12 protein-coding genes are annotated in these 12197 nt (G+C 39.7%); 8 read left to right on the plus strand and 4 right to left on the minus strand.

All coding sequences use genetic code 11. From position 1 onward, the window contains the following. The first annotated feature begins 1 nt into the window (after position 1). The 8 genes from A9970_RS13070 to rodA all read left to right on the plus strand — a co-directional run bounded on the left by A9970_RS13070 (position 2) and on the right by rodA (position 9086). Positions 2 to 1006: an NAD(P)/FAD-dependent oxidoreductase gene (locus A9970_RS13070; RefSeq protein WP_153847710.1), complete on the plus strand. Its 1005-nt coding sequence runs from the start codon at positions 2 to 4 to the stop codon at positions 1004 to 1006. A 2-nt stretch (positions 1007 to 1008) separates the two neighbouring features. Further along, complete coding sequence (locus A9970_RS13075; protein WP_182982602.1) at positions 1009 to 1341, plus strand: 2Fe-2S iron-sulfur cluster-binding protein; 333 nt, start codon at positions 1009 to 1011, stop codon at positions 1339 to 1341. Positions 1342 to 1594: 253 nt separating this feature from the next. Next, positions 1595 to 2905: an NAD(P)/FAD-dependent oxidoreductase gene (locus A9970_RS13080; RefSeq protein ID WP_182982603.1), complete on the plus strand. Its 1311-nt coding sequence runs from the start codon at positions 1595 to 1597 to the stop codon at positions 2903 to 2905. A gap of 442 nt (positions 2906 to 3347) precedes the next feature. Beyond that, positions 3348 to 4373: a rod shape-determining protein gene (locus A9970_RS13085; RefSeq protein WP_046671815.1), complete on the plus strand. Its 1026-nt coding sequence runs from the start codon at positions 3348 to 3350 to the stop codon at positions 4371 to 4373. Between the two features lie 91 nt (positions 4374 to 4464). After that, on the plus strand, positions 4465 to 5307 hold the full coding sequence (mreC, locus tag A9970_RS13090) for a rod shape-determining protein MreC (RefSeq protein WP_182982604.1): 843 nt from the start codon (positions 4465 to 4467) through the stop codon (positions 5305 to 5307). Further along, positions 5300 to 5818 (plus strand): hypothetical protein, encoded by a 519-nt coding sequence (locus A9970_RS13095; RefSeq protein ID WP_046671817.1) that lies wholly within the window; start codon positions 5300 to 5302, stop codon positions 5816 to 5818. Before mreC ends, A9970_RS13095 begins: the two co-directional genes overlap by 8 nt. 27 nt (positions 5819 to 5845) lie before the next feature. Further along, positions 5846 to 7828, plus strand: a complete 1983-nt coding sequence (gene mrdA, locus A9970_RS13100; RefSeq protein ID WP_088162766.1) for a penicillin-binding protein 2 — start codon at positions 5846 to 5848, stop codon at positions 7826 to 7828. Next, positions 7821 to 9086 (plus strand): rod shape-determining protein RodA, encoded by a 1266-nt coding sequence (gene rodA / locus A9970_RS13105; protein WP_182982605.1) that lies wholly within the window; start codon positions 7821 to 7823, stop codon positions 9084 to 9086. The genes mrdA and rodA overlap by 8 nt, the downstream gene beginning before the upstream one ends. A 105-nt stretch (positions 9087 to 9191) precedes the next feature. Here the strand turns inward: rodA and A9970_RS13110 are convergent, their stop codons facing one another. The 4 genes from A9970_RS13110 to A9970_RS13125 are packed head-to-tail and all read right to left on the minus strand — an operon-like array spanning position 9192 to position 11981. Further along, positions 9192 to 10046 carry a nucleoside phosphorylase gene (locus A9970_RS13110; RefSeq protein ID WP_182982606.1) on the minus strand — a complete coding sequence of 285 codons (855 nt, stop codon included), beginning with the start codon at positions 10044 to 10046 and terminating at the stop codon, positions 9192 to 9194. Further along, positions 10043 to 10660 (minus strand): YigZ family protein, encoded by a 618-nt coding sequence (locus tag A9970_RS13115; protein ID WP_182982607.1) that lies wholly within the window; start codon positions 10658 to 10660, stop codon positions 10043 to 10045. Before A9970_RS13115 ends, A9970_RS13110 begins: the two co-directional genes overlap by 4 nt. Continuing rightward, on the minus strand, positions 10657 to 11526 hold the full coding sequence (locus A9970_RS13120) for an EamA family transporter (protein WP_182982608.1): 870 nt from the start codon (positions 11524 to 11526) through the stop codon (positions 10657 to 10659). The genes A9970_RS13115 and A9970_RS13120 overlap by 4 nt, the downstream gene beginning before the upstream one ends. 14 nt (positions 11527 to 11540) lie before the next feature. Continuing rightward, positions 11541 to 11981 carry a thermonuclease family protein gene (locus A9970_RS13125; protein ID WP_227550303.1) on the minus strand — a complete coding sequence of 147 codons (441 nt, stop codon included), beginning with the start codon at positions 11979 to 11981 and terminating at the stop codon, positions 11541 to 11543. Positions 11982 to 12197: the final 216 nt, after the last annotated feature.

The following is a 12197-nucleotide window of genomic DNA, read 5'->3' on the forward strand; positions in this document are numbered from 1 at the left end:
TATGATAAATACGGATATCTGTATCATCGGAGCAGGACCTGTTGGCCTATTCGCAGTTTTTGAAGCTGGGCTTTTAAAAATGCGCTGCCATTTGATTGATGTGCTCCCCCAAGTGGGCGGTCAACTTTCAGAGATCTACCCCCATAAGCCTATCTACGACATTCCTGGTTATCCGAGTATCACTGCGCAGGAGTTGATCGATAAACAGCTTGAACAGATTAAACCCTTTGACCCCACATTCACCTTAGGCGAGCGTGTGGAACATATAACAAAACAGGACGACGGTTCTTTTATTGTAGAAACCAATGATCATACGATGGTTCATACACAGGTCATTGTCATCGCTGGGGGCCTAGGTTGCTTTGAACCGCGCAAGCCCGAAATTCCAAATCTTCACCTCTTTGAAGGGAAAGGCGTAGATTATATGGTAAAAGACCCAGCCAAGTACCGGGATAAAAAAATCGTCATTGCCGGTGGTGGTGATTCCGCGCTCGATTGGACTTTCCATCTCGCAGATATTGCGCAACAGGTCACTTTAATCCATCGAAGTGACTCCTTCAGGGGCGCTCCGGACTCAGCTGAAAAGGTTTTCAAATTGGCCCAACAGGGTAAGATCAACTTATTATTGTCCCATAATCTGACCAATATTCATGGCAATGACTACTTGTCCCATGTTGAAACAACAAATAAAGAAAAAGAAGTCATCGCAACAGATGCAGACTATTTCATTCCTTTATATGGTCTTACGCCGAAGCTTGGTCCAATCGCAGATTGGGGATTAAATATCGATAAAAATGCGATAGAGGTCAATACGTTTGATTACTCAACCAATATCGAGCGGATCTATGCTATTGGAGACATCAACACCTATCCAGGCAAACTGAAACTCATTCTTTGCGGGTACCATGAGGCTGCACTGATGTGTCAAAGTGCTTTTAAATTTGTCTACCCAGATCAAAAATTGACATTCAAATACACCACTGTAAACGGTATAAATACATTCTAGCCATGGACGATAATTTAATTCAAGTCACTGTTATTGATCGTGATGGGACCGAAAATACAATGGAGGTTCCCACCGATATCAATCTCTCACTCATGGAGATTTTAAAGGCATCCGAATATGAAATTCTGGCCACTTGTGGTGGTATGGCGCTGTGCGCTACCTGCCATGTCGAAGTTGTCGAAGGCCTGGATACGCTTCCTTCAGCGAGTGATCAGGAGCTCGATATGCTGGATACGCTTCCGGATGCCGATGATCAAAGCCGCCTTGCCTGTCAGCTTTATCTGCAGAATAGCAACAACGGTATGAAAATCAAGATAAAAGGCGCGCTACAATAGTGTTATCATTGTGTATAAAATACACAATGATAACACTATTAATCGATTTTTTTTTGAGATAGCAATATTCACCATAAAGAACTAAAAATCAAATAAGTACAAAACATATTATTGAAAGAATTAGCTACTTTACAATAAAATTCACAACATATCAGCACAATAAATAAATATTTCTTAGCTTTTTGAGTCAAAATTTAAGATATTTGCAGCTTAATTCGATTGTACCGAATTTTTACAACAAACTATTAAAAATATGCCAAGCAATAGTTCAAATAGAAAATTCCCAAGAGTAATCATTATTGGTGCTGGATTTGGAGGAATTGAAGTTGCTAAAAAGCTTAAAAATAAGGAAGTTGAAGTTCTGTTGCTGGACAGAAATAACTTTCATACTTTTCAACCATTGATGTACCAAGTTGCTACGGGTACTCTTTCAGCGGACTCCATCTCTTTCCCTGTCCGCAAAATGTTCAAAGGCCAAGACAACTTTCATTTTAGACTTGCTGACGTAAAAAGCGTAGACAACGAGGCTAAGATTGTAAGAACAGATGTTGGTGATTTTGACTATGATTATTTAATTGTTGCTACAGGTGCTACAACGAACTTCTTCGGCAATCAACAAATCACAAAATATGCTTTGCCGATGAAAAACATACAAGAAGCATTAAATATTCGAAGCTATGTTTTACAGAACCTCGAACAAGCGGTACGGATAGAAAACCCTACTGATCGTAAGGCTAATTTGAATTTTGTAATTGTTGGGGGTGGTCCAACAGGTGTAGAACTTTCGGGGGCAATTGCAGAAATCAAAAACAATGTTCTTGAGAAAGATTATCCAGAATTGAAAAAATCTGAGATGTCGGTGTACCTGGTTGAAGGACTTCCAAAAGTATTGGCTAACTTATCTGAAAAATCTTCTAAAGATTCAGAAAAGTACCTCAAAGATTTGGGTGTAGAAATACTATTAAATGTTCAGGTAACAGGATATGATGGCAATTCAATTACTTTCGCCGATGGCAGAAGCATTGAAACAAAAACGGTTATCTGGGGAGCAGGTGTAGCTGGGCAATATCCGAATGGTTTCAAAAAGGAGATTATCCAACGCGGTAACCGTATACAGACAGACGATCAATGCCGTGTTATCGATATGCCAGGTGTCTATGCCATTGGTGATGTTTCGGCATTTATTACAGATGATCTTCCTCGTGGCTTACCAGGTGTTGCACCGGTAGCACAACAACAGGGAGCATATGTTGCAAAACACATTCTTCAAACAATGTCCAATCAACCAACCGAGAAATTCAACTATTTTGACAAAGGATCCATGGCTACTATAGGTCGTAATAAAGCTGTCGTTGACATGGGAAAAATCCATTTCAATGGATTCTTTGGCTGGATGACGTGGATGTTTGTCCATTTGATGTCCATCTATGGATTCAGAAATAAATTGATCACATTCGTAAACTGGTCGGTCAAATTTTTCACCAAAAACAGTGGTGTCCGTTTGATCTTCCACAAATATGATGAGCCGAGTCCAGAAGAACAGCAGGCAGAAACAGCGCAATAACTTTCTATTGGAGTCTATATAAACTATTTCAATACATCGACAGCGCCATTATCCCAAACGATAATGGCGCTGTTTTTTTACCCCTATCTTACCTGTTTAATCCACTCGCCAAAAAGATGTATTAGCGGAGTGTGGGAACACTTCGAAACAACAGCCCTCTCCAGATAGTTGTCAAAACCACCTTTTCAAGATTGGATTCTTTCTTCTCGCAGTCAATGATTTCAAAAACACCTGCTTAATTCTTCTTTAACACGGCGTCCAATTAAAAATAACTTCACCATGGACGTAAGAATTACAGATTATATTCGTTAAATTTAAAGACAGTTTTTTCCAGATAGAATTTACTTTCAGAATGTAGTTTTTTTTGATGTATAACCTCAAAAAGATTAATTTTTTTTGTGTAGGTTTGCATATTATTTTAAAATAGCTTAAGGATTAGCAGATGGGCTTATTTAATTGGTTTACGCAAGAAGTTGCGATTGACTTGGGTACTGCAAATACCCTAATAATTCATAATGACAAAGTAGTAGTGGATGAACCTTCTATTGTTGCATTTGACCGCACCACAAACAAAGTGATCGCCATTGGTCGCCAGGCCATGCAAATGGAGGGTAAAACACACGACAATATAAAGACAGTACGTCCTTTACGTGATGGAGTAATCGCTGATTTTACGGCAGCTGAACACCTGATCAGAGGTATGGTAAAATTGGTAAACAATGGTAAGAGTTGGTTTTTTCCTTCCCTACGTATGGTTGTTTGTATTCCTTCCGGTATTACGGAAGTAGAGAAAAGAGCTGTGCGCGATTCAGCAGAAATTGCGGGTGCCAAAGAAGTCTATTTAATTCATGAACCCATGGCTGCTGCTGTAGGAATCGGAATTGATGTGGAAGAACCAATGGGTAATATGATTATCGATATCGGTGGTGGTACCACTGAAATTGCTGTCATCGCTTTATCGGGTATTGTATGTGACCAGTCCATTCGTGTTGCTGGTGATAACTTCGACTCTGACATCGTTCAATACATCAGAAGACAACATAACATCATGATCGGTGAACGTACGGCTGAAAAAATCAAAATTGAAGTCGGTGCTGCTCTACCTGAGTTACAGGAACCACCGGCAGATTTCGCTGTTCAAGGCCGTGATTTGATGACAGGTGTTCCTAAGCAAATCACTGTTTCTTATACCGAAATAGCGCATTGTCTAGATAAGTCCATATCAAAAATTGAAGAGGCGATCTTAAAAGCACTTGAAATCACTCCTCCAGAATTATCAGCAGATATTTATCAAACAGGTATCTATCTTACCGGTGGTGGTGCATTATTGCGTGGTTTGGACCGTCGTATACAAGCGAAAACTAAACTTCCAGTACATATTGCCGAAGATCCGTTACGTGCTGTCGTAAGAGGAACTGGTATTGCACTTAAAAATATTGGACGATTTAAATTTTTGATGCAATCATAACGTTCGATAATTAATAACAATATTTTATTAAAGAGCGATATAATATGCAAAACTATTATATCGCTTGCTTATTAAATACCCACATTAAAAAATGAGAAACCTTTGGTTATTCCTGAGACGATATAATGCATTCTTCTGGTTTATCCTATTTTTTGGATTCTCGTTATTTTTGGTGATCACCAACAATTCTTTCCAACGTAACTCTGTTTTAAATTCTTCAAATAGTATCATCGGAGGCCTGTATGCAAAGGTCAATTCTTGGAAAAGCTATCTGCACCTCGGGGAGACTAACGATGCACTTGCAAAGGAAAATGCACAATTAAGAAAGGACTTACAAGCCTATCGATCAACTGACAGCATCAAGATCGCTCCTGTCCCAGCAATCGATAGCAGTGAGTTTGGGCGTTACGAATTTATTATTGCGAATGTCATCAACAATAGCATTCACCAAAAGGCAAATACGATTACACTCGATAAAGGCAGTAAAGACGGTATAGAGCGAGGTATGGGTGTTATCGCTCCCAACGGGGTAGTTGGTATTGTTTTGAATGTTTCCCAAAACTTCTCGACAGTTCAATCCCTATTGCATCCAGATACGCGTATATCCGTTACACTGGGTCATACCGAGGTCTTCGGCTCGTTGGTATGGGGCAATAGCATGGATTACCGAGCGGCAATGGTCAAGGAAATTCCAAACCATATCAAAGTCAACAAAGGAGACAAAGTGTATACCTCAGGATATTCAGGACATTTTCCAAAAGGAATTTTTGTCGGGACGGTCATTCAGACGGGTATTTCTTCAGGAGATGCTTTTTTGGATCTTAGACTATTATTGAGCACCAATTTCTCCAACTTGCAACATGTCTACGTTGTAAAAGACCTGTTAAATAAAGAATTAAAGACACTAGAAGAATCGACAAAGGACAATGGCTAGGATTTTAATATTTAATATTATTCGATTTATCGTTTTGATAGGCATGCAAGTTTTCCTATTTCAAAATATCGGTTATTACAATCTGGTCGCTGCATTTCCCTATATCTTATTTATTTTTTTACTTCCGACAGGAACACCTAATTTCCTGGTGTATTTGATCGCATTTCTCACAGGACTTACCGTAGATTCATTTTATGATACCCTTGGTGTCAATACCGCAGCCTGTGTTGCATTGGCAGCCTTCCGTATTTTCTTCATGAAAATTACGCTCGAAGTTGAAGAACGCGAATCTTTTTTTACCCCGATGTTGGGGTTCATGAATATTCGCTGGTTCTTTTCCTACATCTTTTTCGGAACATTGATCCATCATACATTTTTGTATCTCTTGGAATCTTTTTCCTTCCAGCACATCCAATACACCTTATTGAGTATAGTTTTAAGTTGTATATTTACAGTAATTATCATGCTATTATTTAGCATATTATTCTACAAAAAGAAAGATCGGTTGTAGTAGATCGATGGATAGAAATTCATTTCTATGAACAGTTTTTTTGCGCGTAAGTACGTCGTTTCGGGAATCTTTATTGCCATCACATTGACCTTGGTGGCCCGCTTATTCTATTTACAGATCATAGACGATTCCTATATACATTCCGCAAACAGCAATGTCATGCGTAAGGTCATTGTGTACCCGGCCAGAGGGGTTATATTGGACCGAAAGGGAAAGGTATTAGTTCAAAACGAACCGGTATATGACCTTATGGTTACTCCACGTGAGGTGAAAGAAATCGACACCGCTTTGTTTTGCAAATTGATAGACATTGACAAGGAAGGCTTTATTAAACGGATGGAAAAGGCAAGAGTACACTCGCCTTACCGTGCATCCATTTTTGAAAAACAGCTTTCTGTACGGACATGGGCCCAATATCAGGAATACCAATATCAATTTCGTGGTTTCTATGTCCAAAAAAGAACAATCAGAAGTTATCCCGATAGCATAGCAGCTCAATTTTTGGGTTATGTAAGTGAGGTAAATGATAAAGATATTGAACGCTCCAACGGGTTTTATCGTAGTGGTGACTATATTGGTCGCAGTGGTGTAGAACGTTCTTATGAAGACCTTATTCGCGGAAAACGTGGTGTCAACAACTTAATGGTTGATGCGCTGAACCGCCCGAAAGGGGTATTTATGGAGGGGAAATACGATACACTTGCTGTCGCAGGGGAAGGACTGGTTTCCTCTTTGGATAAGGACCTCCAGATTCTAGGGGAAAACCTCATGAAAAATAAATTGGGGTCCATTGTCGCTATTGAACCTGCAACAGGTGAAATATTGGCGTATGTAAGTAGTCCGAGTTACAATCCAAACATGATGGTCGGCAGACAGTCTGGCAATAATTATATGAAATTATTGAAAGACGACACCAAACCGCTTTTTAACCGTCCTATTCAAGCCTCTTACCCTCCAGGCTCTGTATTTAAGGTTGTTTCAGCACTGACTGCGCAGCAGGCTGGTGTTATTGATCGCAATACGGTATTTTTCTGCCCGCATGGATATAGCTATGGTGGTGGACGCGGCTGGATGGGCTGTACGCACTATCATGGATCAACTACATTACAGCGATCTGTAGCTGTATCATGTAATACCTACTATGGATTTACCTATGCTAAGATGATCGACGGACGTGGGCTTTCGGGACCTAAGGCTTACGATCTATGGCGCAATGCAGTAACACAGTTTGGAATTGGCCATAAACTAGGAATTGATCTGCCGGGTGAAAAACCAGGTTTACTACCTACGTCAGATTTTTATACCAAACGCTATGGTAACGATAAATGGCGTTCAAGTTTCAATATCTCCTTATCTATTGGACAAGGGGAAATGGGTATAACGCCCTTGCAAATGGCTAATATTATGGCTATCGTTGCCAACAAAGGTTTTTATTACAGACCTCATTTGATTAAAGGTATTGGCGCACAGAAAATTGCCAAGAAGGAATTCACCGAAAAAGTCAGTGCCGGCGTGGATGAGCGGTATTATCCTGTTGTTATCCAAGGGATGAGTGATGCTGTCAATACACCCGAAGGTACTGCTTGGGCCAATCGTATCCCAGGCATCGAAATGTGCGGAAAAACAGGTACAGCACAAAACCCACACGGAGAAAACCATGCCGTTTTCTTTGCTTTTGCACCTCGAGAAAACCCTAAAATTGCCATTGCTGTCTTTGTTGAAAATGCTGGTTACGGTGGAACCTGGGCAGGACCTATCGCAAGTATGATGGTTGAGAAATACCTCAAAGACACGATAACTGCACCAAAATATATTCAGGACCGCATTTATAAAGCGAATTTTCTTCCTGCACCAAAAAAGGTTGTGGATCCAAAGGCTAAAGATGTAAAAAAGACGGATTCAGTCAAATCGAAAACCGACACCTTAAAATCAAAACGTCAGCTGGCTGCCTTAACAAAACCAAAGGAAACAATTGTTCACCATAGCGAGATAAAGAGAAGATATGAATAATCAAAAAACTAGTTTCTTTGGAAAGATAGACTGGCTAACCATCACTCTTTGGCTTGCGCTATGCTTAATTGGCTTATTCAATATTCGTGCGGCTGTATTTAATCCTGAACTACCCAATTTCTTTACTTTAGGGACCAATTATGGAAAACAGTCTTTATATCTTGTTTCCGCAATTATTCTAGGGGTATCCATTCTGATCATAGACGCCAAATTTTTCAGCTCCGCTTCACCGATATTTTATGGTATAACAGCTGTCCTGCTTGTTATCGTGCTCGTTGTAGGGCGAAATGTCGGCGGAAATCAGGCATGGATTGACTTAGGTTTTTTCCGCTTACAGCCCTCTGAGTTTGCAAAACTTTCAACCTGTCTGCTCTTGGCTAACTTTTTAAGTTCACAAAGTAATAAAGCTCCGACCATGCAGACACTGGCAATGGGAGCCGGTATTGTCTTATTTCCTGTATTTTTGGTTATGTTACAACCCGATACGGGATCTGCCCTTGCATTCTTTTCGTTGATTTTTGTATTCTACCGTGAGGGCTATGTAAATAATGAACTACTAATATTTGGCGGTCTCTGTATTTTACTTTTTGTCCTTGCTTTATTGGTCGAGCCATGGATACTTATCTTGATTTTAGCATTGCTCATTGGCCTTGTCATGTGGAACTACCGCAAGAGAAGGAAATACATTATTAATTTGAGTATACTTTTTGCAGCCTGCGCTGTATTTGTTCTCTGTGTGGACTTGGTGTATGAACATGTGCTACAACCCCATCAACGCGACCGTATTGACATTATCCTGGGTAAAATGGAAGACCCTAAGGGTAAAGGATATAATTTGAATCAGTCGAAGATTGCAATTGGATCGGGGCAACTTCTCGGCAAAGGTTACTTACAGGGAACGCAGACAAAATACAACTTTGTACCTGAGCAGAGTACGGACTTTATTTTCTGTACCGTTGGAGAAGAGTGGGGATTTGTTGGATCGGTTACCTTATTACTTATCTACCTCACCTTACTGCTACGCATTATTCATATCGCCGAACGACAGCGTTCAGCTTTCGCCAGGATATATGCATACGGTGTAGCCTCCATCCTCTTTTTTCACTTATTTATCAATATCGGTATGACAATAGGTATTGTTCCGGTTATCGGGATTCCGCTGCCTTTTATCAGTTACGGTGGTTCATCCTTATGGAGTTTCACCATTTTACTGTTTATCATGCTTAAATTTGATTCAAATAGAAAAGGAGTTGTCTAAAAACAACTGCTTTTCTATTTGTACCCCTATTTAGTTCTTCTCAACTCTTTTACTGCATCAATTGAGAAAAAAACAAAGACTCCCTTGCCTAGCACAGACAAACGGTTAAATACGCTCCAAAACGAGCTGTATAGCTTTATCCACAACTTCTTCAGGTGCGGAAGAAAACCGGCCATCTACCCGACTTGCCAAAATTGCATTAATGGATAAAGCCTGATGTCCAAACATGTTAGCCAATGCATAAATACCCGCTGTTTCCATTTCCAGATTGGTGAAACGCTGATCTTTATATTGAAAGGACTTTATCAAGTCTATAAAATTGGGAATCGTATTAGTTGATCGGACAGTCCTTCCCTGTGGAGCATAAAATCCGGGCGCAGTCAACGTGACTCCCTTCGGTAAATCAAAGGCAATTCGATCCAGAAGGCTTGCGCCAGCTTTTGCAACGTAGGGCTTTAGGTTTAATGCGGAAAAATATTCGGCTAGCTCAACCTGAAGCGCCTGCTCCTCGCAGTCGTAAGATCCCTGATAATAGTTCATCAATGCATCAAGACCTATTCCATACGCAGAGGCCAAAATAGTTCCCATCTCAACATCTTGTTGTACCGCTCCAGAAGTTCCAATGCGAACAATATTCAATGAGCTGAGCGTCGACTTCACCGTTCTATTGGCAAAATCAATATTTGCCAGCGCATCCAGTTCATTCAACACAATATCTATATTATCAGTACCTATACCTGTTGAGATTACGGTCAACCGTTTATTTCCCAGATAGCCGGTATGCGTAATAAACTCACGTTTCCCTTTTTTGAGTTCAATACGATCAAAGTGTTTCGATACTTTGGCTACACGATCTGGATCACCAACTGTGATTACTGTATTTGCCAGATCCTCCGGCAACAAATTCAGATGATATATACTGCCATCTGCGTTTAAAATCAATTCCGATTCGTTGATCATATCGTATATAAATAAGTTAACTGACAACCTTCTATTTTGGAAAACCGATCAACAACTCGATTGACCTGCATTTTTCGGACTTCAAACTCCAAATAACACTGATTATCAAATTCCTGCTTTTCAATTTCCACGTCCTCTTCCTTTATGATCCGCATAATATCATTCATATGGAGGTAATCGAAGGTAATACCATAATGGTCATTCACTGTACGCTCGATAATTTCTGCTTGGGTCAAAGCATCTTGCGTTGCTGATTTGTAGGCATTAATCAAGCCTGGGACACCCAACAATGTACCACCGAAATAGCGAACGACAATCACGATAACATTGGTGACATCCATCGACAGGAGAACGTTCAAAATTGGGCGTCCTGCTGTCCCTGAAGGTTCTCCATCATCATTCACGCGAAAGACCGCACGATCTGGTGTGAGACGATAAGCCCAACAATGGTGTCTCGCTTTCGGATGAATCGCTTTCACTTCCAAGATCAGATCTTTTAATTGATCTTCGGATTTAAATGGAAAAGCATAAGCAATAAACTTACTGCCCTTATCCCTAAAAATTCCCTCGTATTTTGCATCAATAGTCCGGTAAGTATCTTCAAATAAACTCATAGATATGCTATGATTAAAACTGAAACAATAGAAAGCGCTATGCCTATATAATTCAATAACGATAACCTTTCCTTAAAAAATAAGACGCCAATTAAAGCGCCCAATGAGATCACACCAATATTCATCCCAGTAAATACGACTGATGGATTTTCTGGTAGGGCACGATGCGCTTTCATATAGAATAGGATGTTACAGAAGTTAAATACACCCAAAACCAATCCATATCCCATAGCTTGCTTTGAAAAACGTTGCTTTTCCACCAAAAGGAAATACAGCAACAGCACCATTGCAATACACATCGCCATCACAAAGATAATAAACATGGAACTGATATAAGGTATATTAACATGCAAGGCGACCTGTTTGAAGAGGATATCAATTATGCCCATACCGATAAATACCAATAATGGATAAAGCGCTTTATAACGACTATCTGCCATCGAGCTACTATGCTGATTTTTTTGCCAGCCAATAGAACACAGGATGGCCAACAAACCAAAGGCTATTCCAAGCATCTTATGTCCCTCCATTTTTTCATGAAAGAAGAAAAATGATGCAAGCAAGGGAATAAACAACGATAAGCGTTGTGCAATCTCTGTCTTGACCAAACCACTATAGCGAATGGACAAAGCTATAAAAACAAACATCCCAGGAAGTAATATCGCCAGACTCGTATACAACGTAACCGGCATAGCATCCCATACCAGCGATTTTAGATCAGGTTGCAATACAAAATAGGTCAGTGCAACCGCCATGGGGTAATTCCAAACGATAACTTGTTTGGTTTCGACTCCATTTTGTTTTGCCAATTTTAATAAAACAGCAACGGTTACGCTGCAGATGACACTTAATAAAACAAAAATCATGATTCAAAATTCATTTATTTCCAAAGGCCACGTTTCTCCTGACGAGCCTGACGTTCCAATTTTACAAATAAATCTGCATATTGTACATTTGGTGCTAGCGTATAAGATACTGCATAACCTTGTTCAACCAAATCCCGATTGACAAATTTCTTTCCAATATACACATAGGCAAGAAGCCTTCCATACCGATCCCGTTTTCCAACGTCAAAGACTAACTTTACACTTTTCCCATTCAACATCCCCGTTAAATACTGCTTCGCTTCTTGACCATAGTAACCGATCTCCTTACGTGCTGTCCGTCTCGTTTCCGGGGCATCTACCCCTATCAACCTAACTTTCTCCCCTTTTGAGGTTCCATTTTCAATGACAAAGGTATCACCATCGATAACGCGCTTTACCTTCGCGTCTTTTTCCTCTCCTTTAAAAGTAAAACCTGTCAATAAAAAACAGATCATACATACACATACATAAAAATTACGTCGTTTTAGCATAAAATCCAGCGTTTGCCCAAAGGTAGTAAAATACTTTTTTAACAAAACAGCCAAAAAAAACGGAAATATTAATATTAAAAACACATAAATTTAATACAAAAAAAACAACAAAAAATCACATAAAAACACAGCTATTTTTAACATAAAAAATAACACAAAAACATAATTTATCATAAAAGA

Origin of the sequence: Sphingobacterium sp. UME9 (assembly GCF_014170215.1) — a bacterium.
GTDB lineage: Bacteria > Bacteroidota > Bacteroidia > Sphingobacteriales > Sphingobacteriaceae > Sphingobacterium > Sphingobacterium paramultivorum.